The organism is Nonomuraea sp. NPDC001699, from assembly GCF_053596455.1.
Window position 1 is genome coordinate 569,837 of the sequence record NZ_JBSFGF010000004.1, and the last position, 24,715, is coordinate 594,551.

Annotated in this window: 25 protein-coding genes; 15 read left to right on the forward strand and 10 right to left on the reverse strand. The window is 70.3% G+C overall.

All coding sequences use genetic code 11. The features are described 5' to 3' along the window. Positions 1-20: 20 nt before the first annotated feature. Positions 21-392: a BlaI/MecI/CopY family transcriptional regulator gene (locus ACWCSU_RS16355; protein ID WP_364095949.1), complete on the forward strand. Its 372-nt coding sequence runs from the start codon at positions 21-23 to the stop codon at positions 390-392. On the opposite strand, the gene serC is transcribed toward ACWCSU_RS16355, so the two are convergent. Beyond that, positions 389-1,498, reverse strand: a complete 1,110-nt coding sequence (gene serC, locus ACWCSU_RS16360) for a phosphoserine transaminase (protein ID WP_357708210.1) — start codon at positions 1,496-1,498, stop codon at positions 389-391. The two genes, ACWCSU_RS16355 and serC, sit on opposite strands and share 4 nt — an antisense overlap. 111 nt (positions 1,499-1,609) lie before the next feature. Continuing rightward, positions 1,610-2,716 carry a citrate synthase 2 gene (locus ACWCSU_RS16365; protein WP_357708212.1) on the reverse strand — a complete coding sequence of 369 codons (1,107 nt, stop codon included), beginning with the start codon at positions 2,714-2,716 and terminating at the stop codon, positions 1,610-1,612. 153 nt (positions 2,717-2,869) lie between these two features. Here ACWCSU_RS16365 and pdxH point away from each other — a divergent pair, with 153 nt between their 5' ends. Then, positions 2,870-3,547, forward strand: coding sequence for a pyridoxamine 5'-phosphate oxidase (gene pdxH, locus ACWCSU_RS16370; RefSeq protein WP_357708213.1), 678 nt, complete (start codon positions 2,870-2,872; stop codon positions 3,545-3,547). A gap of 10 nt (positions 3,548-3,557) precedes the next feature. Continuing rightward, entirely contained in the window at positions 3,558-4,844 is a 1,287-nt protein-coding gene (locus tag ACWCSU_RS16375; protein ID WP_357708215.1) for an MFS transporter, read from the forward strand. Here ACWCSU_RS16375 and ACWCSU_RS16380 read toward each other — a convergent pair. After that, positions 4,790-5,413 carry a UdgX family uracil-DNA binding protein gene (locus tag ACWCSU_RS16380; RefSeq protein WP_357708217.1) on the reverse strand — a complete coding sequence of 208 codons (624 nt, stop codon included), beginning with the start codon at positions 5,411-5,413 and terminating at the stop codon, positions 4,790-4,792. The two genes, ACWCSU_RS16375 and ACWCSU_RS16380, sit on opposite strands and share 55 nt — an antisense overlap. Positions 5,414-5,515: 102 nt before the next feature. On the opposite strand from ACWCSU_RS16380, the gene ACWCSU_RS16385 reads away from it, so the two are divergent. The 3 genes from ACWCSU_RS16385 to ACWCSU_RS16395 all read left to right on the forward strand — a co-directional run bounded on the left by ACWCSU_RS16385 (position 5,516) and on the right by ACWCSU_RS16395 (position 9,366). Then, complete coding sequence (locus tag ACWCSU_RS16385; RefSeq protein WP_357708219.1) at positions 5,516-6,220, forward strand: metal-dependent transcriptional regulator; 705 nt, start codon at positions 5,516-5,518, stop codon at positions 6,218-6,220. A gap of 123 nt (positions 6,221-6,343) precedes the next feature. Beyond that, a complete protein-coding gene (locus ACWCSU_RS16390) occupies positions 6,344-8,566 on the forward strand; it encodes a SpoIIE family protein phosphatase (protein ID WP_449935727.1) in 2,223 nt (740 codons plus the stop codon). Further along, a complete protein-coding gene (locus ACWCSU_RS16395; RefSeq protein WP_449935729.1) occupies positions 8,563-9,366 on the forward strand; it encodes an alpha/beta fold hydrolase in 804 nt (267 codons plus the stop codon). The genes ACWCSU_RS16390 and ACWCSU_RS16395 overlap by 4 nt, the downstream gene beginning before the upstream one ends. Here the strand turns inward: ACWCSU_RS16395 and ACWCSU_RS16400 are convergent. Continuing rightward, a complete protein-coding gene (locus ACWCSU_RS16400; protein ID WP_357708222.1) occupies positions 9,363-9,725 on the reverse strand; it encodes a MarR family transcriptional regulator in 363 nt (120 codons plus the stop codon). The two genes, ACWCSU_RS16395 and ACWCSU_RS16400, sit on opposite strands and share 4 nt — an antisense overlap. Before the next feature lie 20 nt (positions 9,726-9,745). Here ACWCSU_RS16400 and ACWCSU_RS16405 point away from each other — a divergent pair, with 20 nt between their 5' ends. Then, entirely contained in the window at positions 9,746-10,174 is a 429-nt protein-coding gene (locus ACWCSU_RS16405; RefSeq protein ID WP_449935731.1) for a MarR family winged helix-turn-helix transcriptional regulator, read from the forward strand. Positions 10,175-10,187: 13 nt separating this feature from the next. Here ACWCSU_RS16405 and ACWCSU_RS16410 read toward each other — a convergent pair whose 3' ends face one another. Then, a complete protein-coding gene (locus tag ACWCSU_RS16410) occupies positions 10,188-10,349 on the reverse strand; it encodes a hypothetical protein (protein WP_357708225.1) in 162 nt (53 codons plus the stop codon). 43 nt (positions 10,350-10,392) lie between these two features. Beyond that, positions 10,393-11,538, reverse strand: a complete 1,146-nt coding sequence (locus ACWCSU_RS16415; RefSeq protein WP_364095929.1) for an acyl-CoA dehydrogenase family protein — start codon at positions 11,536-11,538, stop codon at positions 10,393-10,395. Positions 11,539-11,737: 199 nt separating this feature from the next. On the opposite strand from ACWCSU_RS16415, the gene ACWCSU_RS16420 reads away from it, so the two are divergent. From ACWCSU_RS16420 to ACWCSU_RS16445, 6 genes are all read left to right on the forward strand, one after another. Continuing rightward, positions 11,738-13,159, forward strand: a complete 1,422-nt coding sequence (locus ACWCSU_RS16420; RefSeq protein ID WP_357708227.1) for a hypothetical protein — start codon at positions 11,738-11,740, stop codon at positions 13,157-13,159. Then, positions 13,159-13,938: a class F sortase gene (locus ACWCSU_RS16425; RefSeq protein ID WP_449935733.1), complete on the forward strand. Its 780-nt coding sequence runs from the start codon at positions 13,159-13,161 to the stop codon at positions 13,936-13,938. The genes ACWCSU_RS16420 and ACWCSU_RS16425 overlap by 1 nt, the downstream gene beginning before the upstream one ends. 190 nt (positions 13,939-14,128) lie before the next feature. Further along, a complete protein-coding gene (locus tag ACWCSU_RS16430) occupies positions 14,129-15,418 on the forward strand; it encodes a hypothetical protein (protein ID WP_449935734.1) in 1,290 nt (429 codons plus the stop codon). Between the two features lie 71 nt (positions 15,419-15,489). Then, positions 15,490-16,164 (forward strand): class F sortase, encoded by a 675-nt coding sequence (locus tag ACWCSU_RS16435; protein ID WP_449935736.1) that lies wholly within the window; start codon positions 15,490-15,492, stop codon positions 16,162-16,164. A 24-nt stretch (positions 16,165-16,188) separates the two neighbouring features. Next, complete coding sequence (locus tag ACWCSU_RS16440) at positions 16,189-16,839, forward strand: hypothetical protein (RefSeq protein ID WP_357708231.1); 651 nt, start codon at positions 16,189-16,191, stop codon at positions 16,837-16,839. A 72-nt stretch (positions 16,840-16,911) separates the two neighbouring features. Further along, the gene (locus ACWCSU_RS16445) at positions 16,912-18,057 is read left to right on the forward strand and encodes an acetyl-CoA C-acetyltransferase (RefSeq protein ID WP_357708232.1); all 1,146 of its coding nucleotides are present in this window, start codon (positions 16,912-16,914) and stop codon (positions 18,055-18,057) included. Positions 18,058-18,428: 371 nt separating this feature from the next. Here ACWCSU_RS16445 and ACWCSU_RS16450 read toward each other — a convergent pair whose 3' ends face one another. From ACWCSU_RS16450 to ACWCSU_RS16465, 4 genes are all read right to left on the reverse strand, one after another. Continuing rightward, a complete protein-coding gene (locus ACWCSU_RS16450) occupies positions 18,429-19,019 on the reverse strand; it encodes a TetR/AcrR family transcriptional regulator C-terminal domain-containing protein (RefSeq protein WP_449935737.1) in 591 nt (196 codons plus the stop codon). Beyond that, on the reverse strand, positions 19,016-19,447 hold the full coding sequence (locus ACWCSU_RS16455; protein WP_449935738.1) for a hypothetical protein: 432 nt from the start codon (positions 19,445-19,447) through the stop codon (positions 19,016-19,018). The genes ACWCSU_RS16450 and ACWCSU_RS16455 overlap by 4 nt, the downstream gene beginning before the upstream one ends. A 20-nt stretch (positions 19,448-19,467) precedes the next feature. After that, positions 19,468-20,889 (reverse strand): serine hydrolase domain-containing protein, encoded by a 1,422-nt coding sequence (locus ACWCSU_RS16460; protein ID WP_449935740.1) that lies wholly within the window; start codon positions 20,887-20,889, stop codon positions 19,468-19,470. A gap of 70 nt (positions 20,890-20,959) precedes the next feature. Continuing rightward, complete coding sequence (locus ACWCSU_RS16465) at positions 20,960-21,430, reverse strand: Lrp/AsnC family transcriptional regulator (protein WP_449935743.1); 471 nt, start codon at positions 21,428-21,430, stop codon at positions 20,960-20,962. A gap of 80 nt (positions 21,431-21,510) precedes the next feature. Here ACWCSU_RS16465 and ACWCSU_RS16470 point away from each other — a divergent pair, with 80 nt between their 5' ends. Beyond that, positions 21,511-22,758: an APC family permease gene (locus ACWCSU_RS16470; protein ID WP_449935745.1), complete on the forward strand. Its 1,248-nt coding sequence runs from the start codon at positions 21,511-21,513 to the stop codon at positions 22,756-22,758. Continuing rightward, positions 22,751-24,622: an acyl-CoA dehydrogenase family protein gene (locus ACWCSU_RS16475; protein WP_449935747.1), complete on the forward strand. Its 1,872-nt coding sequence runs from the start codon at positions 22,751-22,753 to the stop codon at positions 24,620-24,622. Before ACWCSU_RS16470 ends, ACWCSU_RS16475 begins: the two co-directional genes overlap by 8 nt. The last annotated feature ends 93 nt before the right edge of the window (positions 24,623-24,715 follow it).

Genomic DNA, 24,715 nt, shown 5'->3' on the forward strand with positions numbered 1-24,715 from the left:
CGAGCCGGAGGACTGGTGAGTTGGCGAACCTGGGATCCCTGGAACGCGCGATCATGAACGTGCTGTGGGATGCCGGCCGGGCCATGCGCGTCAGGGAGCTGCTCGACAGGCTCAACGAGGAACGCGACCTCGCGTACACGACCGTGCAGACCGTGGCCGAGCGGCTGGTGCGCAAGGGGCTGCTCGTGCGCACGCCCTCGCGCAACGCCTTCCGCTACGCGGCCGCCTGCTCAAGGGCCGAGCACGTCAGCCGCCTGATGCTGGAGGCGCTTGCCGTCAGCACCGACAGGCTGCCGGTGCTGACGAGGTTCGCGCAGAGCGTCGAGGAGGAGGACGCCCTGGCGCTCCTGGACGAGCTGGCCCGCCGGACGCGCCGGCGGGCGCCGGGCTAGAGCCGCTCGACCACGTGGTCGACGCAGACCGTCAGCGCCTCGACGTCGGACGGCTCGATGGCCGGGAACATCGCGATGCGCAGCTGGTTGCGGCCCAGCTTGCGGTAGGGCTCGGTATCGACGATGCCGTTGGCGCGCAGCACCTTGGCCACCTCGGCGGCGTCGACGTCGTCGTTGAAGTCGATCGTGCCGACCACCTGCGAGCGGAACTGCGGAGCGGCGAACGGCGTGGCGTAGGACGACTTCTCGGCCCAGGTGTACAGGCGCTGGCTGGAGTCGGCCGTGCGGGCGGTGGTCCAGGCCAGGCCGCCGTTGCCGTTCATCCAGTCGAGCTGGTCGGCCAGCAGGAACAGCGTGGCCACGGCGGGCGTGTTGTACGTCTGGTCCTTGCCGGAGTTGTCGATCGCGATCGGCAGGCTGAAGAACTCGGGGACGTACCGGCCGGAGGCGGCGATCTCCTCGACCCTGGCCAGGGCGCGCGGCGACATGATCGCGATCCACAGGCCGCCGTCGGAGGCGAAGCTCTTCTGCGGGGCGAAGTAGTAGACGTCGGTCTCGGCGATGTCGACCGGCAGGCCGCCCGCGCCGGAGGTGGCGTCGACCAGCACCAGCGAGTCGTCGCCGCCCACACGGGAGATCGGCATGGCGACACCGGTCGAGGTCTCGTTGTGGGTGAGCGCGTAGACGTCGACGCCGTCCTCGGCCACCGCGGTGGGGTAGGTGCCGACGTCGGACTTGATCACGCTCGGGTCGCCCAGCCAGGGCGCCTTCTTGGCGACCGCGGCGAACTTCGAGGAGAACTCGCCGAACGCCAGGTGCTGGGACTTCTCCCTGATCAGCCCGAAGGCCGCGATGTCCCAGAACGCGGTGGTGCCGCCGTTGCCCAGCACGACCTGGTAGCCCTCGGGCAGCGAGAACAGGTCGGCGAGCCCGGAGCGCACGCGGCCGACCAGGTTCTTGACCGGCTTCTGGCGGTGGGAGGTGCCCATGAGACTCGCGCCGGAGGCGGCGAGCGCGGCCAGTTGCTCGGTGCGAACCTTCGAGGGCCCGCAGCCGAAGCGGCCGTCGGCGGGCTTGATGTCAGCGGGAATCACGATGTCAGCCACGTGCCAAGCGTACTGAGGCCGTCCGGGTGACGTCGCGCGGGTCCGCCGAATGAGACGCGGAACGGCCCGCCCTTGATCGGGCGGGCCGTTCATGACACGGGCGAAATCGTGTCAGATCGTGCCGGCAACCTCGGAGGCGCCGGGGACGTCGCTGAGCGGGCGCGACGCCGGGCCGATGTAGTTGGCGCTCGGCCGCACCAGCCTTCCGGTGCGCTTCTGCTCCAGGATGTGCGCGGCCCAGCCGGCCGTGCGGGCGCAGGTGAACATCGAGGTGAACATGTGCGAGGGCACCTCGGCGAAGTCGAGCACCACGGCCGCCCAGTACTCGACGTTCGTGGCGAGCACCCGGTCGGGCTTGCGGGCGTGCAGCTCCTCCAGAGCGGCCTGCTCCAGCGCCGCCGCGACCTCGTAGCGGGGCGCGTCGAGCTCCTTGGCGGTACGGCGCAGCACGCGGGCGCGCGGGTCCTCCGCGCGGTACACGCGGTGGCCGAAGCCCATGAGCCTGTTGCCCTTGTCGAGCTCGCCCTGGACGTACTTCTTGGCGTCGCCGAGCTGCTCCACGCCTTCGATCATGTGGAGCACGCGGGCGGGGGCGCCGCCGTGCAGCGGGCCCGACATGGCGCCGACGGCGCCGGACAGCGCCGCCGCCACGTCCGCGCCGGTGGAGGCGATGACGCGGGCGGTGAACGTGGACGCGTTCATGCCGTGCTCGGCGGCCGAGGTCCAGTAAGCGTCGATGGCCTTGACGTGCTTGGGATCAGGCTCGCCGCGCCAGCGGATCATGAAACGCTCGACGATGGTCTTCGCCTCGTCGACCCGGCTCTCCGGCACCATCGGCAGGCCGAGGCCGCGCGCGGACTGCGCGACGAAGGAGAGAGCCATCACGGAGGCGCGCGCGAGCTGGTCGCGGGCCTCCTCGTCACTGATGTCGAGCAGGGGCTTGAAGCCATAGGCCGGAGCCAGCATGGCCAGCGCGCTCTGCACGTCTACACGGATGTCACCGGAGTGGACAGGGATGGGGTACGGCTCCGCCGGGGGCAGGCCCGGCTGGAACTTGTTGTCGACCAGCAGGCCCCAAACGTGCCCGAACGGGACACGGCCGACCAGCTCCTCGATGTCGACGCCCCGGTATCGAAGGGCGCCCCCTTCTTTGTCCGGTTCCGCGATCTCGGTCTCGAAAGCTACGACGCCTTCGAGGCCGGGTTTGAAGTCGGACATGCTCGGCCGCCTCCCTTTCTTGCCATGTAACGGCAATGCCTTGATGTCGAGATACCGGCGGGTCAATTTAACCCCCTCCCAGCTCATGGTCGGTCTCGGGACCCGCCGAAACGCCAAACCCGCTGGTAGGGAGCCTTCTGTGGGATCTGCCACATGAGCGCGCAAGAATACCTTCTCGTGGATGCCACCCCGCGCCCGCCCCTGCTGGCGGGGCTACGCCGAACGTACGAGGGCGAGCCGTTGCTCGAAACCGACCTCGCGTCCGACCCCATCGCGCAGTTCACCGTCTGGTTCCAGGAGGCGCTCGAATCCGGCCTGCCCGAACCCAACGCCATGGTCCTCGCCACCGCCTCCGCGGGCGGCCGGCCGAGCGCCAGGACCGTCCTGCTCAAGGGCTACGACGAACAGGGCTTCATCTTCTACACCAACTACGAGTCCCGCAAAGGCCGCGACCTGGCCGAGAACGGGCGAGCCTCGCTGCTGTTCCCCTGGCACGCCATCCGCCGCCAGATCCGCATCGAGGGCACGGTCGCCCGCATCTCCCACCAGGAGTCGGCCGACTACTACAACTCCCGCCCGTACGGCTCGCGCATCGGGGCCTGGGCCTCGCGCCAGTCGGCGGTCGTCCGCTCGCGCGAGGAGCTGGACGAGCGCTACGAGGAGCTGGCCGCCCGCTGGCCGGAGGATCCGCCGGTGCCCGACTTCTGGGGCGGCTTCCGGGTCACCCCGATCGAGGTGGAGTTCTGGCAGGGACAGCTGGACCGGATGCACGACAGGCTGCGGTACCGGCGTACCCGACCCGGGTGGGCCTTGGAAAGACTTGCCCCTTAAATTGCCTTAGGTGGCATTCGGGGAACTGGTCAAACGTCATTTTGTGGACACCAGGCCGCTGGCCGTGCCCGCTTACCGCCGGATCTGGTCCGGTCAGGCGGTCTCGAACGTGGGCGTCGCCGTCACCGTCGTGGCGGTCGGCCAGCAGGTCTACGACCTGACCCACTCCTCGCTCTGGGTGGGCCTGCTCGGCATGGCCAACCTGATCCCGCTGCTGGTCTTCGGGCTGTGGGGCGGGGCCGTCGCCGACGCCTTCGACCGGCGCAGGCTGCTCGTCATCGGCTCGCTCATCACCTGGGCGGCCACCCTGGTCATCCTGGCGCAGGCCCTGCTCGGGCTGGGCAACGTCTATCTGATCTTCGCGGCGACGGCGGTCAACGCCACCGGGTTCGCGATCACCGGCCCGACCAGGGGCTCGGTGATCCCGCGCATCCTCGACCCCGAGCTGGTGCCGGCCGCCAATGCGCTCAACTCGCTGGTCTACAGCCTCGGCGCGGTCGTCGGCCCGATGCTCGGCGGCGTGCTGCTGGCCACCGGCGGCGACCACCCCAACTACGCCGCCGCCTACGCGGTGGACGCCCTGCTGTTCAGCGCCGGCCTCTACGCGGCCCTCAGGCTGCCCGCCCTGCCCCCGCTGACCGAGGTGGGACGTCCGGGAGCCCGGGCGGTCTGGGAGGGCCTCAGCTTCATCGCCAGGAGCCCGGTGCTGCTGATGTCGTTCGTCGTGGACATCATCGCGATGGTCTTCGCCATGCCGCGCGCCCTCTACCCCGAACTGGCCGCCGAACGTTTCGGCGGCTCGATGACCGCGCTCGGCTGGGCGACCTCGGCCATGGCCATCGGCTCGGTCGCCGGCGCGCTGTTCTCCGGCTGGGTGGGCCGAGTCTCGCGCCAGGGCCTCGCGCTGGTGCTGGCGATCGCCATGTGGGGGCTCGCCGTGGCGGCCGCGGGGCTGGTGGGCGAGCTGTGGCTGGTCGTGGCGTTCATGGCGGTCGGCGGCGTGGCCGACGTGATCTCGTCGGTGTGGCGGCAGTCGATCCTGCAGCTCTACGCCCCCGACGAGATGCGCGGGCGCATGCAGGGAGCGTTCATGGTGGTGGTGGCGGGCGGCCCGCGCCTGGGCGACCTGCGCGCCGGGGCGACCGCGACCGCCTTCGGGCTCACCGGCGCCTGGGTGGGCGGGGGACTGGCGTGCGCGGTCACCGTGCTCGTCGTCGGCCTGTCGGTGGCCGCGTTCCGCGACTATCGCTCCGACACCCGCGCCGCGGCCCTGAGGTCGGAGACGAAGCCCGCGTAGGCCGCGTCCCTGTCGGGCGCGCGCAGCACCGCCGAGGGGTGGATCGTGGCCACCGCGAGCGCGTCGCCGAGCGGCACCGGCTCGCCTCTGTGCTCCGTCAGCCGGAACGCCCTGCCCAGCAGCGACCTGGCCGCCGTCGCGCCGAGCACCACGACGACCTCGGGCCGCACCAGCGCCAGCTCCGCGCTGAGCCACGGCCGGCAGGCCTCGATCTCGGCCACCGTCGGCTTCTGGTGGATCCTTCTCTTCCCCCGCGGAGTGAAGGAGAAATGTTTGACGGCGTTCGTCAAATAGACCGCGTCCCGTTCGATTCCCGCCTCCTCCAGCCCGCGGTCCAGCACGCGTCCCGAAGGCCCCACGAATGGATGCCCTTCGAGGTCCTCGCGATCGCCGGGCTGCTCGCCGACCAGCATGAAGCGGGCCTGCTCGGGGCCCTCGCCGAACACCGTCTGGGTGGCGGCGGCGTACAGGTCGCAGCCCTCGCAGCGGGCCGCCGCGGTCCGCAGGGAGCCGAGATCACGCCGGTCGGGAACGAACTCGGCCGCCCCGTTGTTGCCGTCCTTAACCATCGTCGGTCGTTCTCCCAATAGGGTTCCTGAAGACTTCTGTGCCCGTAGCGGACGGGCTCAGTCCCCGCCACGACCGGCGTAGCATTTCAGTTGGGAGGAGCCTTGACCGCACACGGCCTGATCGACACGACGGAGATGTATCTCCGCACGATTTACGAGCTCGAAGAGGAGGGCATCGTCCCCCTTCGCGCCCGCATCGCGGAGCGCCTCCAGCAGAGCGGCCCCACCGTGAGCCAGACCGTCGCCCGCATGGAGCGCGACGGCCTCGTCCGCGTCGAGGGCGACCGGCATCTGTCGATGACCGACCTGGGCCGCACGCTGGCCACGCGCGTGATGCGCAAGCACCGTCTGGCCGAATGCCTGCTCACCCAGGTCATCGGCCTTCCCTGGGAAGAGGTGCACATCGAGGCGTGCCGGTGGGAGCACGTCATGTCCGAGTCGGTCGAGGCGCGGCTGGTGACGCTGCTCGACAACCCCACGGTCTGCCCGCACGGCAACCCCATCCCGGGGCTGGCCGAGCTGGGGGCGCCGGAGGCCGCCGAGGGCGCGGCCAACGTCCTGACCTCGATGTCCGAGGCCGCCGGGCCGAGGGACATTCCGGTCGTGGTGCGCCGGATCAGCGAACAAGTGCAAAGCGATCCTGCTGTGATGCTTAAACTCAAGCAAGTTGGGATACAACCCGGACGCGAGGTGACGCTCGCGGCGAGCGACGACGGTGTGCGGGTGACAGGTGACGGTGACGCGAACGACACTCCCGCGGAGCTTCCGCGTGACGTTGCCGCGCACGTTTTTGTCTCCAAGCGCTGACGCGCGCGCAGCCACTTGGTTGAATCCCTCTCGGGAGGCCCTCCACTCTCCCCTGGCCAAGACAGTTGCAGGAGCGCCCGTGGTCCGCTGTGCGCACAAGCCACCCCAAGGAGTGGTCTCCGGATGAAGCGATGGGGGGATCTGTCACAAGAAACGGCTGATCACCTTGGTGCCGGGTCCGTTCTGGACCATGCCGAAATGGCAGTGGTCGTGACAGACCGCTTCAGCAATCTCCTCTACTGGAATCCCTTCGCCGAGCAGCTGTTCGGCCGTCCCGGCAAGGCGCCGGCACGTGACGCGTCCGTCCTGTCCCTCGGGATCATGGACAAGGACCACCCGCAGGCGATCGAGCTGGCCAAGCACGTGCTCAAGGGTGGCGTGTGGGAGGGCACGTTCGACGTCAGGCGCGGCGACGGCACGGTCGTCTACGTCCGCGCCCAGGCCGTGCCGCTGCGTCACCCGTCCGGCTCGGTCACCGGCATCGTCATCCTGGCCCGCGAGGCCCTGCGCAGCAACGAACGCGAGAAAGACCGTTTCGGGCTCCTTGAGCGCATCGGCGAACGCCTGGCCGGCTCGCTCTACGTCGAGGAGACGCTCAAGCGCGTCGCCGAGATGCTCGTCCCGCAGTTCGCCGACCACTGCTTCATCGAGCTCATGGAGGGCGACCGGCTCGTCCGCCGGGTCTCGGAGCACGTCCAGGGCTGGACCCCGCCCGCGGGCACGTGGAAGCCGGTGGGCGCGGAGATCCGCTACCCCTCCGGCCACTACGCCGACACCGCGCTGCGCCGCCAGGAGACCATCCTGGTGGAGGACTTCTCCACCACCAGCTACCCGATGCCCCACGAGGGCAGCGCGCGGCTGGCCGGCGAGATCGGCATGACCTCGGCCATCGTCGCCCCCCTGCTGGTGCGCGGCGAGACGCTGGGCCTGATGTACCTCGGCCTGTCCAACCTGACCGACCGGCGCAGCCCCCACTACGACGCCTTCGACCGCGACTTCGTGGGCGCCATCGCCACCCGCGTGGCCCTCGCGATCGACAACGCGCTGCTGTTCGAGGAGGAGCGTCACACGGCCGAGTCGTTCCAGAAGCACCTGCTGCCGCGGGCGCTGCCCCAGCTCGACGGCCTCGACATCGCGGTGCGCTACTACCCGGCGGCCCCGCTCGCCTCCCACGGCCAGGGCATCCAGACCCAGGTCGGCGGCGACTGGTACGACGTGATCCCGCTCTCGGCCGGCCGGGTCGGCATCGTGATCGGCGACGTCGAGGGCAGGGGCGCCAAGGCCGCGGCCATCATGGGCCAGCTCAGGGCGGCGCTGCGGGCCTTCGCCCAGGACGACAAGTCGCCCGCCGACATCCTGGCCAGGCTCGACGAGTGGACCCGCATCATCGCCACCCCCGAGCAGGACGACAACGGCGCCGACGTCAGCATCCCGCCCATCGTCACCTGCCAGTACCTGGTCTACGACGCCTGGTCGCGCCAGCTGTCCTTCGCCAACGCCGGGCACGCACCGCCGCTGCTGGTGGTCGACGGCCAGTGCCTGGAGATGGACATCGAGGAGGTCGGCCAGCCGCTGGGCGTCCGGGCCAAGGGCCTGCACGCCGACCTGGTCTACAAGGAGGAGACCCGCACCCTCCCGCCGGGCGCGGCGTTGCTGCTCTACACCGACGGCCTGGTCGACCGGCGTCCGGGCCGCGACGGGCGGATGCCGAGCGAGGAGGAGACGCTCGGCGTGCTGTGCGAGAAGCTCGCCAAGATGGCCGACGCCGACGTCGAGCGCATCGCCGACGCCGCCACGGTCGCGGTGCCCGGCGAGATCGACGACGACATGGCGATCCTCGTCGTCCGGTCCAGCGACGTCGACCTCGACGTCGAGGAGCGCACCTTCCCGGCCCAGCCGATCATGGTCGGCGAGGCGCGCCGCATGGCCTCCGAGGCCTTCTCCGGCTGGAACGTGCCCGAAGAACGGGCCGAGCTGGCCTGCCTGCTCGTCTCCGAGGTCGTCACCAACGTGGTGCTGCACGCCTCCACCGCCAACTCCCCGCGCCGGGAGCTGGTCGTCGAGGGGCCGCCGCTGCCGTTCGAGGACTCCTGGGACATGCCGGGCTTCGAGGAGGAGCCGGTCGGCGACAAGGAGTTCACGCTGAGGCTGCGCAGGGGCGAGGAGTCGGTCTGGGTCGAGGTGTTCGACCAGGACCTGCGCCTGCCGCGCATCCGCAGCGCCGGTGAGAACGACGAGGGCGGCCGCGGTCTCTACCTGGTCGACCAGCTCGCCAAGCGCTGGGGATCCCGTCCCACCAGGGAAGGCAAAGCGGTCTGGTTCGAGATTCCCACCCGGCGCAGGTGAGTGGTTCACTGGGCCGCATGGAGCTGGCCTTCGAGCGCCGGGGCACCGGCGAGCCGCTGATCCTCGTCCACGGCATCGGACACCACTGGCAGGCGTGGTTGCCCGTGATGGACCGGCTGGCCGCCGACCACACGGTGATCGCGATCGACCTGCCCGGTTTCGGGGTGTCGCCGCGGTTGCCGGCGGGCATCCCGTACACCGCGGAGTCGCTGGCGGACGCGGTCGAGTCGTTCTGCGCGCTGCTCGGCATCCGGGAGCCGCACGTGGTGGGCAACTCGCTCGGCGGCTACATCGCGCTCGAACTCGCCTCGCGCGGCGTCGTGCGCACGGCGACCGCGTTGTCACCGGCCGGGTTCTGGTCGCGGTCCGAGCTGCTCTACTGCCAGTCGATGCTGAAGGCCCTGCGGGGCTCGGCCCGCGCGATGTCGCCGGAGCAGGCGGCCATGGCGGCCGGCAGCCCGTTCACGCGCGCCCTGTCCAGCGGCATCCTGGTCGCCCGGCCGGGCCGGCTCGACCCCGCCGGGCTCGTTGCGGCCGCGCAGGCGCTGGCCGGAGCGGCCGGGTTCGACGAGACGCTGGAGTCGTTCGGCGGGCTGATGCCGCCGGCTCCGCCCAAGTGCCCGGTCACGATCGCGTGGGGCGAGCGTGACCGGCTGCTGCCGCGCCGCCAGGCCGTCCGCGCGGCGCGGTGGTCGGGGCAGCGGGTCAGGCTGCTCAAGGGCTGCGGGCACGTGCCGATGAGCGACGATCCCGGGCTGGTCGCCCGGGTCGTGCTGGAGGCCGACCGGGCGGCCGGCTAACGTTCGGCGTTGGCCGCCATGCGGCGCAGCACGTCGACGGCGGTCAGGTACTCCTGCGGGCTCACGCCCTCGGTGATGCGCCGCCTGAATCGGGTGATGTGCTCGGAGACCGCGGCGTGCGTGGCCCTTCCCTCGGCGGTCAGCTCTCCGTCCGCGAGCCATCCCCTCGACGTCAGACTCTGTACGGCCTCTTCCACCCCCTCGAACGGCGCCAGCGCGGCGGCGTTCTGATCGTGGGCGGTTGCGTGGAGAAGCTGCCACTCCCTGCGCGAGGCGCCGTACGCGGACAGGGTCTGGCCCATCGCGTCCTCCAGCAGGTTGTCGAGGTGCTTCACCCAGTATCCGATAGGTTTGTCCATGCATGTACAATAACAACTATATGTATGAAGACAAGGAAATCGTCGCGATCGAACGCGCGATGGTCGCGATCAGGCGCAGGCAGAGCAGGCGGGCGCTGGCCCGGCGACAGGGCGCGACGGGGCCCGAGTACGAGGTGCTCGACGTGGTCGAGGGCGCCGGCGGGCAGGTCACCGTGTCGATGGTCGCGGAGGCGCTGAACGTCGACCAGCCGCGGGCGAGCCGGCTCGTGACGGCGGCCGTGACGGCGGGGCTGGTGCGACGGGAGGCCGATCAGGCCGACGGGCGGCGGGCGTGGCTGGTGCTGACGGAGGCGGGCGTCGCGGCGCTCGGACAGGCCCGGCAGGCCAGGCAGGCGGCCTTCGCCTCGGCCACGGCAGACTGGTCGGCGGCCGAGCGGGCCGGGTTCGCCCGGCTGCTGACCCGGTTCGTGGAGGGGATGCCGGGCTGAGGCGCTCCCGGCGTCAGCGCATCGTCTGGCCCCAGACGAGCAGCATGGCGATGATGAACACGATCATCACGCCCACGTAGCCGACGGGGCCGAACCGGAACGCCCTGCGCACGCGGTTGAGCCCCCAGGCGAACAGTAACGCCAGGAAAACGAGGAGGATCAGGCCGCCGTCCATGCTGACAGTATGCGGCGCGGCCCGGCCCGGCGCGCGGCTGCCGTCAGAATCCGAAGGACCGGCCGATGATCTCCTTCATGATCTCGGTGGTGCCGCCGTAGATCGTCTGGACGCGGCTGTCCAGCCACGCCTTGGCGACCGGGTACTCCATCATGTAGCCGTAGCCGCCGTGGAGCTGGAGGCAACGGTCGATGACCTTGTTCTGCAGCTCGGTGGTCCACCATTTGGCCTTGGCCGCGTCCACGACGGTGAGCTGCTTGGCGTTGAGCGCCAGGATGCACTTGTCCACGTAGTGGCGGGCGATCTCCGTCTCGGTGGCCAGCTCGGCCAGGACGAAGCGGGTGTTCTGGAACGAACCGATGTTGCGGCCGAACGCCTGGCGGGTCTTGCAGTACTCGATCGTCTGCTCCAGCACCGCCTCCGCCGCGGCCACGGCCGCGACGGCGATCGACAGGCGTTCCTGGGGCAGGTTGTTCATCAGGTGGAAGAAGCCCTCGCCCTCGTTCGGGCCCAGACGGTTGGCCACCGGCACCCGGACGTTCTCGAAGAACAGCTCGGCGGTGTCCTGGGCCTTCATGCCGACCTTGTCCAGGTTCCGGCCGCGGTGGAAGCCGTCCATGCCGCGTTCGACCACGATCAGCGTCGTGCCTCTGGCGCCCGCGTCCGGGTCGGTCTTGGCGACCACGACCACGAGGTCGGCGTTGACGCCGTTCGTGATGAACGTCTTCTGGCCGTTGACCACGTAGTGGTCGCCCTCGCGGACGGCGGTGGTCCTGATGCCCTGGAGGTCGCTGCCGGCGCCCGGCTCGGTCATCGCTATGGCGGTGATGAGCTCGCCGGAGGCGAAGCCGGGCAGCCAGCGCTGCTTCTGCCCGTCGTCGGTGAGTTCGACGACGTACGGGGCCATGACGTCGTTGTGCAGGGAGAAGCCCAGGCCGGAGGCGCCGTTCCCGATGATCTCCTCGACGATCACCGCGTTGTAGCGGAAGTCGGTGATGCCGGATCCGCCGTACTCCTCCGGGACGCCGAAGCCGAACATGCCGAGCTCGCCGGCCTTCTTCCAGACCTCGCGGGGCACGATGCCGTCCTTCTCCCACTGGCCGTGGTGCGGCACGACCTCGCGGGCCATGAACTCGCGCACGGTTTCCCGGAAGAGCAGGTGCTCCTCGTCGAAGAGGTCTCGCTGCATCGGTTCGCCTCCAAGCAGGTGTCGTGCACGACAGAATACGATTCTGTTACCCGGAGGTATACCCGCTTTTCGGGCGAGGAGGACAGCGGGGGACACGGCTTCATCACAAGTGCTGGAACTTGAGGGAATCGGCCTGCGTTGGGGGTGTTTTCGACTCTAAGATCTACCCTCGGTCTATTTGTGATGATCGGAGTGTCCCGTGAGTCGGTGGCGCAAGTCGTTGCTCGCCGCGTCGATCGCATCGGTGGCGGCCATCGGGGTGGTTGCATTGCCCGGCGTCCCGGCCTTGGCCGCACCGGCCGACCTGGACGTGCAGTACGAATGTGTTCCCTCCGGGACCGACAGCATCGTCAGGCACGGGCCGGTACGCCTGAACACCCATCTCACCTTCGCCACCGACCTGGTGGTCGGCGACCCGCTCAACTTCACGTGGAAGCTGGACTACGCCGACCACGGACGGCTCCAGTCGCCCGGCTACTTCGCTCCGGGCGCCAACGTGCATGCCACCGGTAACGTCGAGTTGGCCAGCAGCTGGCAGGGCATCCTGCAGCCGAAGGGCTCGGTCGAGCAGAAAAGCAAGCTGCGCCCCGACTACGAACTGTCGCTGCCCGAGTCGCTGAACGACCCCGGCCTGATCGACAAGGTCGGGACCATCAAGGTCACGCCGAAGGACATCGACCTCGACTTCACCCCGCCGGACGGCACCGTCATCGCCAACGACGGCAACGAGACCGACAACCCGACCGACATGAAGGTCACTTACGGACCCGGCTGGACCTCGCTCGACGACCGTCCGGGCTCCGAGAACCATGTGCACAACGACCTGCACGAGACCAACGACCTCGGCGCCTGGGCCGAGCTGAGCTTCACGGGTACGGGCGTGGAGTACATCGGGCCGCACGACAAGGACGCCGGCCCGGTGGACGTCTACATCGACGGCAGCAAGGTGGCCAGAGTGGACCCCTCGCGCTCCGACGACAACCTGCCCGTCAACGACGACCTCGACGGTGGCTTCACGCTCTGGAAGTCGCCGGAGCTGAAGTACGGCAAGCACACCATCAAGATCGAGAACGCTTCCAGCAAGCCTGCCTGGCTCGACGCGTTCAAGGTGTCCACCAACACCGCCAAGATCCCGACGGGCTACCACGGCGCGAAGTGCAAGCTGGTCGGCGGGCCGGTCTCGGTGACGGTGACCGTACGGGACAAGACGGGACCGACCAACAGCCAGACCCCCGACCCGTCGCAGACCCCCACCACGACCACCACCCCGACGACCACCCCCACCAACACCGGCACGTCCACCGCGACCAGCACCCCCACGCGGAACCACTCCCGGCCCACCCCGAGCAGCGGGCTCGGGCACGTGATCGTGGTGCCGGCGGCGACCGGGACGAGTACCAGCACGAGCACGCCCACCGCGACCGGCCCGACGGCGACCACGTACGTCAGGGCGCAGGTGGCCAAGATCCCCAAGGGCGGGGTGGACACCGGTGAGGCGCCCGACGAGCCGGACCGGCCGTACGGGCTGATGGCCAGTGGGGCGATGTTGCTCATGGGCAGCGCGGGCGGCGGGCTCGCTCTGCGCCGGCGCAGGGCCGCGCACGCGGGAGGAACGAAGTGATGGCCGAGCAGAAGACTCCGATGCAGCGGGCGATGCCCGGATTGCTGATCGCCGGTTCGCTGGCCGGCGTCGGCGCGATCATGGTGGGCCTGCTCTCCGTGGCGCCCAAGGTGGACGACGGCTCCGGCACGCTGGCCGCCGCCGACCGGCCGACCACCGTGCAGATCGAGAACGCCGGCGCGTTCGTGCTGCCCGCGACCGTGGGTCCGGGCGGCAAGGGCGCGACGCTGACCCCGGCCCGGCCGGAGGCGCCGCCGCCGCTGGCCGCCGCGCCGACCGTGCCGCCGATCCCCAAGGCGAAGACCAAGGCCGCCAAGGCCAAGGCCCGGCCCAGCCGGATCAAGATTCCCAAGATCAAGGTGAACGCCCCCATCGGCGGCGTCACCGTGGACATCAAGGGCAACCTGGGCACCCCGCCGCTGAGCAGGCCGAACCAGACCGGCTGGTACCGCTTCTCGCCGGTTCCGGGCGAGCTCGGGCCCGCGGTCATCAACGGCCACGTGAGCACCCGCAAGGGCCCCGCCGTCTTCGACCGCCTCCGCGAGCTGGCCAAGGGTGACCAGATCTACGTGTACCGGTCGGACGGGAAGGTCACCCGGTTCACGGTGAGCGGGATCGAGCAGGTCAGCAAGTCGTCGTTCCCGACGTCCCGGGTGTACGGGAACACCAAGGACTCGCAGCTGAGGCTGATCACGTGTGGCGGCGTCTTCAACAAGGAGGCGCACAGCTACACCGACAACATCGTGGTGTACGCGACCCTGTCGAAGACGAAGGGCTGATGGGGTTTTTGGGGCGAATTTTGCGTTTTACGGGAAGTTGACAGGGACAGTTCGTAGGATCTCAACCGAACCGTGACCATCGGCTGGAATTCTGGCACGACTGTTGACACTGCGCTGAAACGGAGATGGACCCGTGCTTACGTCCCAGGCGTGGCGCCGCCTCGCCCACAAGACCTCCGCCTTGGGATTGATGGGCACACTCGCCGTCTCCGTCGGCTCGGTGGTCGGCCTGTCCTTCCCCGCCGAAGCGGCGATGGTGGACCCCTTGAAGATCACCTACAACTGCACGGGTGGTGCTCTGCAGGCTGGTCCCGTGATCGTGACGATCACGCCTCCGGCGTCGGTGGAACCGGCCAAGTCGACGACGATCGACTGGACGTTCCCGGCGATCCCGGTGACGAAGGCCCTGACCGCCGGTGAGACCGTCACAACCGGCGGCGGGGACCTCACGGTGACCGGAGGAACGCCCCTCCAGCTCAAGGGCACCGGGACGGGCACGACCGCGGTGGTCGCGATGGGCCAGACCTACACGCCTCCCAAGATGTCGGCGTCGGTCAGCGTGACCGCGACGACGGGGGGCAACCTCATCCTCGCGCCGACCGCGACGGCGACCGGGACGACGCCGTTGCTGAGCATCAAGATCGGCCAGGACACGACCACCTGCACCTACGGGTCGGCCACCCCCACCAGCATCTCGATCCCGGTTCAGACCGGCGGAGGCGGCGGTACCGGGACGGATGTGGTCGCGTACAAGTGTGATCTGGTGGACACGACAATCAACGATCCGGCCTATCCGGCCGACGTGGACATCAAGATCACTCCTGGCACCCTGCCCACCAACGCCAAGGCGAACGAGGAAGTCAGCATCTCGTGGACCAGCACCATCGAGACCAGCAGCCTTGACACGCTGAAGGCCCCCACCGGCTTCCCCGCGAGCGGCGGCAAGTACTTCCTCAACATGAAGGCGTCCGGCGCGGGGGTCACCCAGCCCGCGGCGGCCGAGGGCGCGCTGACCAACGTCGTCGTCGGGCAGGACATCACCACTTTGCCCAGCGTCACCCTCAAGGTGAAGCCCACCACGACCGGCACGGTGACGCTCACCCCCGGCGACGTGATCCTCGGCACCTCGGCCACGGCGACCACCGGCAGCGTGATCAAGTGCGTGGCTCCCACGACGAACCTCAAGAGCTTCACCTTCCAGGTCGCGGCCGGCACGGGGACGAGCCCGTCGCCCAGCCCCAGCCCCAGCCCGAGTCCCACCCCCACGACGACCACCCCCAAGCCCACCAAGACCAGCACCGCGACCGTGACCGTCACCCCGCCCGACAAGTCGAAGACCCCCAAGGCCGGGGCCGACACCGGGGCCGGGGGTATGGCGGGGCCTGACGGGCGGCTGTTCGTCCTCACCGGTACCGTCCTGATCGCGGCCGCGGCGGCCGGTGGGCTGGTGCTGCGCCGGCGTACCGCAGGCAGGGGCTGAGCGGCGTGGCCGGGCAGTATCCCTACGGTGGCCCGCCGCCGCGGGACAGGGGGAGTGCCGCGCTCAGGACCGTGCTGATCGGCGCGGCCATCGCCGGGGTCGTCACGGTCGTGGCGGGCATGCTGATCGTGCTGCAGTCGCCCGAGGAGTACGGCATGGACAGGGACGCCCTGCCCGTGGCGGTGCAGACGCAGGCGTCGGGGCAGCCGCAGCAGGCGTTGTTCCAGGCGCCGCCGGACCAGCCGCCGCCGCTGCCGCAGATCGTGCCGGCGCCGCCGATGCTGCCCTCGACACCGGTCCGGATCGTGATCAAGCGGCTCGGGATCAACGCGCCGATCAAGTCCGTGGGGCTGGCGAAGGACGGGGCGATCGAGGTGCCGCCGTCCGACAATCCCAACCTGGCCGGTTGGTACCGGAACATGTCCACGCCCGGCGAGGCGGGCCCGGCGGTGCTGCTCGGGCACAAGGACACCCGGACGCGCAGCGCCGTGTTCAGCCGCCTCGGCGAGCTGAAGAACGGCGACACCATCGAGGTCAGACGCCAGGACAAGACGACCGCCGTGTTCACGGTCGGCGGCGTGGAGCAGGCGAGCAAGAAGACGTTCCCGACCGAGCGCGTCTACGGGGGCAGGGAGAACGCCCAGCTCCACCTCATCACCTGTGGTGGGGCCTACGATCGCACCATCGGGCACTACAACGACAACATCATCGTCTACGCGACGATGACGAGCTCCTATCGAAGCTGATTCGCGGAGGCGGGCATGGGCTGGATGGCGAAGCGGAGACTGCGTACTGGCCCGACGGCGGCACTGCCCGTCAAACCGGACGCCGCCGAGCTGCTGCGGATCGTCCGGCTGGCCGATCCGGACGCACGACCCGACGGCGACGACATCGTGGCGGCCGACGTGCGGGTGTGCGCGCCGGTCGAGGCCGACAGCGAGCTGACCGGCGGGGTGCTGGAGAAGGTGTGGGCCTGCCGGGTCACCGCCGAGGGGCCGCTGCCGTTCGACTTCTTCGACCGCTACCTGGCCGAGGGGCTGGCCTTCCGGCTCAAGGGGCTCGCGGTGTGCCGGGGCGAGGTGAGCGATCCGGCTGACGGTGAGGGGGGCGGTCCCGCCGTCATCCTGCCGGTACGCCCGTCCGCCGAGGACCTGGCGCCCCTGCTTGAGCAGGGGGAGGACGAGTTCACGTACACGTCGGGCGACATCCGGGCAGCGCTGGTCCCGCAGAAGGGGCAGCCGCCGGCGGTGGGGGAGCTGCTGCCGTTCGCCACCGAGCTGACCGCGATCGAGCTGCGCGGCGACGAGCCCGTCAAGCTCGGAGGTCTGGCTCTGGAGCTGGCAGAATCGCTGAACGGGCTGGTCGTGGACCGGTGGCGGTTCAGGGTCGACGCCGCGGAGGACCTTCTGCCCCCGGAGTGACGAGCCACAGAACGTCGTTCTGTTGTAGTCTCTCCCTAATAACCGAATAATGCTCGGTTTCCAGGAGGCACTGTGGCAGAGGCGTACATCGTCGGAGCGGTCCGTACCCCGGTCGGCAAGAAGAAGGGCGGTCTGTCCACCGTCCATCCCACCGACCTGGCCGCCCACACGCTGAAGGCGCTCATCGACCGCACCGGCGTCGATCCGGCGGCGGTCGAGGACGTCATCATGGGGTGCGTCATGCAGTTCGGCCCCCAGAGCATGGACATCGCGCGAAACGCCTGGTTGTCGGCGGGCCTGCCCGAGACGACGGCCGGCGTCACGATCGACCGGCAGTGCGGCTCGTCCCAGCAGTCCATCCACTTCGCCGCCCAGGGTGTCCTGTCGGGCACCCAGGACCTGGTGGTGGCCGCGGGCGTGGAGTCGATGAGCATCGTCCCGATGGGCGCGTCGATCACCGCCGCGCTGGAGAAGGGCATGCCGTTCCCGTTCGGCGACAAGTGGGTCGAGCGCTACGGCAAGCAGGAGATCTCCCAGTTCCGCGGCGCCGAGCTGATGTGCGAGAAGTGGGGACTCCAGCGTGACGTGCTGGAGCAGTTCGCCTACGAGTCCCACCAGCGCGCCGCCAAGGCCGTCGCGAACGGCTACTTCAAGGACCAGATCGCCCCGATCAACGGCGTCGAGGACGACGAGGGCCCCCGGCCCGACACCACGCTGGAGAAGATGGCCGGGCTCAAGACCCTGAAGGAGGGCGGCCAGATCACCGCGGCCACCTCCTCGCAGATCTCCGACGGCTCCGGAGCCGTGCTGATCGCCTCCGAGCAGGCCGTACGCGAGCACAACCTGACCCCGCGCGCCCGCATCCACCAGCTCGCGCTCATGGGCGACGACCCGGTGTACATGCTGACCGCGCCGATCCCGGCCACCCGGCGGGCCCTGGAGAAGGCGGGCATGTCGATCGACGAGATCGACGTCGTGGAGATCAACGAGGCGTTCGCCCCGGTGCCGCTGGCCTGGATCAAGGAGCTGGACGCCGACCCGGCCAAGGTCAACCCCAACGGCGGCGCCATCGCGCTCGGCCACCCGCTGGGCGGCACGGGAGCGATCCTGATGACCAAGCTCCTGCACGAGCTGGAGCGCACGGGTGGCCGCTACGGCCTGCAGACGATGTGCGAGGGCGGCGGCCAGGCCAACGTCACCATCATCGAGCGGCTCTAGGAGAACCGGTCCAGGAAAAGGGTGAGCGCCGCCTCCCGGGCGTAAGAGGGGAGGCGGCGCCCGCTAACTACCATCCCGGTAGTTGTCTAGCGGCCCTTGGGCGGGATGATCCGCCGGGGCGGCACGACCGGTCGCTGCGGCATCTTGGGCAGTTGCCGGGGCGGCACGGGCGTGGCGGTCTTCTTCCTGGCTGAGCGAACTCGCATGCGAAGCTCCTTTACGCGAACTCAGGACGCGGCTCCGGAAAGGGCCGGGCGTCGGCGAGCACAGCGTGGCCGCGTCTGTCGGACGATGGACTGAGGTGGCTGCTGTCACAGGTAAAGGCGCATGACCGACAAGCTACGGCGTGTCCGTGACGCCGGGCAACTGAATTAACCGGCCGCCGCGAGCTGCTGTTCGAAGCCCGTCACCATGGCCCGCAGGCCCGCGTCGAACCACTGGTCGTAGAAGCGCAGGGCGTCCGCGTCGTGGGTCTCGGCGGTCGAGCCGACCTGGGCCAGGGCGTGGCCGAGCACGTAGACGCCCACCGACTGCACCGCGTTGACGGTGTCGGCGGTGGGCACGCCCGCCGCCTCGAAGCGGGCCAGGAGGCCGGAGATCAGCTCGGTGGCGAGCCGTACGTCCACGGGGTGGGTGGCCAGCAGCGGGACGGCGCGCGGGTGGGCGAGCAGGGAGCGGCGGTAGGCCACGGCGAACCCGGCCAGCGCCCGCGGCCAGTCGGAGACCGGCGTGTAACCGGCCATGGCCTCGGCGAACAGCCGGTCGACGACCAGGGCCACGAGCGCGTCCCGGTTGGGCACGTGGCGGTAGAGCGACATGGCCGCCACCCCGAGGTCGGCGCCCAGGCGGCGCATGGTCAGCGCGTCGGGGCCCTCGGCGTCGAGGATGCCGACGGCGGCGGCCACGATGCGCTCGACGCTGAGCACGGCCGGTCGCCCCGCCCGCCTGGGTGCCTGAGTCATGCGGTCAGCGTAACGACGATCGTGGTCGCCAGCATGAGCAGGGACAGCACGCCCACCACCATGTGCTGGACGTCGATGACCACGGCACGGCCCGCGGTCGGCAGGACCTTCCAGGTGCGGCTGTACTCGCGCTGGTAGAGCTCGCGCTGCTCGTCCGTGGCCGTGCCGAAGTAGGGCAGCCACCAGCTCCGTACGTGACCGGTCATGACCAGGAGGCACAGAACCGTCGCGGCGGCGAGCGACCACGTCCGGTGCAGCGCGACGCCGGCCGCGATGAGCAGCGGGAACGGGTAGTTGATCGCGGCGGCCAGGGCCCGGCCCTTGACGTTCGCCCCGCTGAGGTCGTTGAGCGGAAACATGGGCACCCAGTCGATGAGGACGAGCCAGGCGAGCCATACGAGCGGGACGGCGACGGCGACCACGGTCATCGGGATCTCCTCGAATTTGCTTACTTGGTAAGCTTACACAGTACACAAATTCGGACGACGGCGGTCACGAGCCCTGCGAGGGCCGCGGCGAGCAGGGTGATCGACAACGACGCCGGGAAGTAGGTGAGCTGCTCCCAGGTCACGTACCGGCCGTTGAGCAGCACGGAGACCCAGTTCGGGTAGAACGCGAACACCAGGACCGGCAGCAGCACCGGCACCAGCCGCAGGGCGATCCGCCACCACGGCTTCCCCGATCGCCGGGACGCCCACCGCCGCGCCCGCAGCACGCCCATGACCCCGAGGCCGGCCGCCACGACGGCGAGCAGGCCCAGCACCAGGTCGTAGAGCTGTCGGTCGCCGCCCAGGGCGGCCGGTGCGCGGCCCTCGCTCATCGCGGCCAGGCCCCGCATGATGTCGTAGGTGGGGTCGTAGAGCGAGGCGCCGTTGGTCATGACGGCGAAGCCGTAGCCGGTCTTCGGCGAGACGGCCTCGACGGCGTTGTAGGTGAACAGGTTGCCGGAGTGCACGAGCAGTCCGGACTCCTCCTCCAGGCCCCAGCCCATGCCGTAGCCCTGCAGGCCGGGCTTGTGCATGGTCTCCAGGCTCTGCTTCTTGACCAGCGGGCGGCCGGCGCCGTTCTGGGCGATCAGCCACTTGCCCATGTCCGCGGCAGTGGTGATGACCGCGCCCGAGCCGCTGCCGTCCAGGAACCCGGACGCCTCCGGCCGGGGCAGCCACATGCCGTAGACCGAGACGAAACCGTCCGCCGGCCGGACGGCCTGGGCGCTCACGGCGCTGCCGGTCATGCCGAGCGGGCCGAAGACGCGGTCCTTCATGAAGGCGTCGAAGGGCCGGCCGCTCGCGGTCTCGACCAGCCGGGCGGCCAGGTCGTAGTTGACGTTGCAGTACGCGTACCGGCTGCCCGGGTCGGCGGCCAGGCGGCCCTCGGCCAGGCGGGCGGTGTAGTCGGCCAGCGAGCCGGCGGACTCCAGGTCGCCGATGTCCAGCGAGCTGTCGGACAGCCCGGAGGTCTGGTTCAGCAACTGGCGCACAGTGATCTTGGCATGGCGCGGATCGGCCATCCGGAAACCGGGAAGCTGCCCGGCCACCGGCTCATCCAGTGCAATCTTCCCCTGCTCCACCAGGGTCATCACGGCCAGCGCGGTGAACGACTTGCTCACCGAGGCCACCCGCATCGGCGTGGCCGCGCTGATCGCACGCCCTTCGGAGTCCTTGCCGTACCCGGCGGCGTGCACGACCTTGTCGCCGTGGGTCACCACGACGGACAGGCCGGGCACGCCGGTGGCCTCCAGCGCCTCGCGCAGGTAGGAGTCCACGGCGGCGGGGGTCGGCTCGACGGGGGCCGAGGCAAAGGCCGGGGCGGAAGCGGGGGTGAGGGTCAGGGCCGCGGCCAGCCCGGCGAGGGCGATCTTCAAGCTCATGCAGGCAAACGTACGGAGAACGCCCCCACCTCCGAATCTGCCGACGGTCTAGTGGTACCCCCGACGAAAGTCAGGTCTCCATGGGGGACGGCAGCCGCTCCGGCACCGTGTCGTGCACCTGCTGGAAGATCACCGAGGTGCGGAAGCCGACGATCTCCTTGCGCTTGCTGAGCCGGTCGAGCAGGAAGGCGTGGAGGTGGTCGAGGTCCTGGACCGCGACGTGCAGCAGGAAGTCGTCGCCGCCGGCCAGCACGAACACGCTCAGCACCTCGGGCAGCTCGGCGGCCGACTGCTTGAAGGCGTTGATCACGGCCCGGCTCAGCGGGCGGACCTGGACCGAGACCATCGCCTGCGTGCTCCGGTTGAGCGCGGCGGGGTCGATGTCGGCGTGGTAGCCGCGGATCACGCCGCGCCGGGTGAGCGCCCTCACCCGTTCCAGGCAGGTCGAGGGGGCGATGCCGAGCCGGCGGGCCAGTTCCCGGTTGGACTGCCGCGCATCCGTTTGGAGCAGGCGGATGATCGCCGAATCAAGTTCGTCCATGACGCGATTCTGCACCCTTCTCCGATCGAACGTTCGGTGGAGCGGGGGTGAGGCCGAACGATCGGGCTACTTTCACGTGCATGACTGAACAGGGCCGGATGGGTGCGGGGCAGGGCGTGGCGTTGCTGGTGGGCGCGGTGCTGGGGCCGGGGATGCTGGTGCTGCCGCAGCTCGCCGCCACGGCGGCGGGGCCGGCCTCCGTGCTGGCCTGGGCGGGGCTGCTCGCGCTGAGCGTGCCGGTGGCGCTGACGTTCGCGGCGCTCGGCGTCCGGTATCCCGACGGGGGCGGGGTGGCGAGCTTCGCGGGGCTGGCCTTCGGGCCGCGGGCCGCCGCCGTGGTCGGCTGGTGGTTCTACGGGGCCGTGCCGGTCGGGACCGTGGCGGGCGCGCTCGTGGGCGGCCGGTACGTCGAGGCGTGCCTGGGCGTGGACGGCACCCTGGCCGGCGTGCTGATCCTCGCCGCGGCGTTCGCCGCCAACGCGGCCGGGCTGCGTACCTCGGGGCGGTTGCAGCTCGCCTCCGTCGCGCTGCTCGTCGCCCTGCTGGCCGTCGCCGTGGTCACCGCCGCCCCGCGGGCCGACCTCGACCGCTTCACCCCCTTCGCCCCGCACGGGCTCGCCGGGGTGGCCGGCGCGGCCGGGGTGCTCATGTTCGCCTTCGTGGGCTGGGAGGCGGCCAGCCACCTGTCGGCCGAGTTCGCCGCCGGGAGGCGCGGGCTGACCAGGGCCACCGTGGTCACCCTCGTCGTGGTCGGCGTGTTGTACCTGGGCGTCAGCATCACCTCGGTCGGCGTGCTCGGCGCGGACATGCCGGGCGTGCCGCTGAGCGCGCTGCTGGAGGCCGGCCTCGGGGGAGTGGCGCGGCCGGTGACCGGGGTGCTGGCGGTGCTGCTGACGTTCGGGGCGGTCAACACGTACCTGGCGGGGGCGGCGCGGCTGGGGGTGGCGCTGGCCGGGGACGGGGCCATGCCTGCCTGGCTGGCCGGGGGACGGGGGCCGTACCGGAGCCTGGGGGCGCTGGCCGTGCTGACGGTGCCCGTCGTGGTGTGGGCGGTGGATCTGGACCTGCTGATGCGGGCCACCTCGGCGTGCCTGGCGGCCGTCACGGCGGCGGGCGTGGCGGCGGCGGTCCGGGTGCTGCCCGCCGGGCGGTTGCGGGTCACCGCCGTCGTGGCGACCGGGATGTCGGCGGTCGCGCTGGCGTGCTGCGGGGCCTTCCTGGCGGTGCCGGCCGTGCTGGCCGCCGTCGCGCTGGGCGTGCTTAAAGCCGTCAGGCGGGCAGTACTCCCAGCACATGACGGCGCACCGTCGGGAGGGTGCCATGAGTGAGCAGACCAAGTACGCGGAGAGCAGGCAGGTCGGCGAGCAGGCCAGGGAGCGCGAATGGACGCGGCCCAGCTTCGCCAAGCAGCTGTTCCTCGGCGATCTCCGGCTGGACCTGGTGCATCCGGCGCCCAGGCTGCCGGACGAGGCCGCCAGGCGGGGCGAGGAGTTCGTCCGGGCGGTACGGCGCTACCTGGAGGACCACGTCGACCCCGCCCTCATCGAGCGCACCGCGCAGGTGCCCGACGAGGTGGTCAAGGGCCTGGCCGCCCTCGGGGCGTTCGGCATCACGATCGGCGAGGAGTACGGCGGCCTCGGCCTGCCCTACCTGTACTACTGCCGCACCCTCACGCTGGTCGGCTCCTACTGCCCCGCGCTGGCCACGCTGCTGTCGGCGCACCAGTCGATCGGCGTGCCGCAGCCGCTCAAGCAGTTCGGCACCGAGGAGCAGAAGCGGGAGTTCCTGCCCCGCTGCGCGGCCGGCGAGATCTCGGCCTTCCTGCTCACCGAGCCCGACGTGGGCTCGGACCCCGCGCGGCTGTCCACGACCGCCGTGCGCGACGGCGACGACTACGTGCTGAACGGCGTCAAGCTCTGGACGACGAACGGCGTCGTCGCCGACCTGCTCGTGGTCATGGCCAGGACCGGCAAGAAGATCAGCGCCTTCGTGGTCGAGGGGGACAGTCCGGGCATCACGGTCAGGCGGCGCAACAGCTTCATGGGCCTGCGCGGCATCGAGAACGGCGTCACCGAGTTCTCCCAGGTCAGAGTCCCGGCAAGGAACCTGATCGGGCAGGAGGGCCAAGGGCTGCGGATCGCGCTCACCACGCTCAACACCGGCCGCCTGTCCCTTCCGGCGACCTGCGCGGGCAGCGCCAAGTGGGCCCTGAAGATCGCCCGTGAGTGGGGGAACGCCCGCGAGCAGTGGGGGCGCAAGGTGGGCCGGCACGAGGCCGTGGCGACCAAGATCGCCTTCATTGCGGCCACCGCGTACGCCCTGGACGCCGTCAGCGAGCTCACCGCCCGCCTGGCCGACGACCGGCGCAACGACATCAGGATCGAGGCCGCCCTCGCCAAGCTGTACGCCACCGAGATGTCCTACCGGTCGCTGGACGAACTGGTCCAGATCAGAGGCGGACGCGGCTACGAGACCGCCGAGTCGCTGGCCGCCCGCGGCGAGCGCGGCGTGCCCGCCGAGCAGATGCTGCGCGACTCCCGCATCAACCGCATCTTCGAGGGCTCCTCCGAGATCATGCACCTGATGATCACCCGCGAGGCCGTGGACGCCCACCTGACCGCGGCCGGTGAGCTGATCAACCCCGAGGCGTCCCGCCAGGAACGCGCCCAGGCGCTCGGCCGGGCGAGCCGCTTCTACGCCGGCTGGCTGCCGACTCTCATGGCCGGCTCGGGCAACCTGCCCACGGCCTACACCGCCTTCGGCCCGCTGGCCCAGCATCTGCGGTTCGTGGAGCGGACCAGCAGGAAACTGGCCCGGTCCACCTTCTACGGCATGTCGCGCTGGCAGGGCAGGCTGGAGCACAAGCAGTCCTTCCTCGGCCGGATCGTCGACATCGGGGCCGAGCTGTACGCCATGACGGCCGTCTGCCTGAAGGCCGAGGAGGACGCCGACGACCTCGGGCGCAGGCCGTACGAGCTGGCCGACACCTTCTGCAGGCAGGCCCGCCGCCGCGTCCGCACGCTCTTCGACGAGCTCTGGGACAACAGCGACGAACAGGACGTCCGCCTGGCCGGTTACGTGCTCGACGGCCGTTACGAGTTCCTGGAGGAGGGCATCCTCGACCCGTCCATCGAGGGGCCGTGGATCGGGACGCCGGACGGCGGGGAGAACGTGCGGAGAAAGATCCTGTGACGCGTGGTCTAGACCGGTTGTGAGCTTTTTCTGCCCTGAGTGTTTTCAAACCGATACCAGCCGGTATAGACCGGCTGCTGAACACAGGCTTAC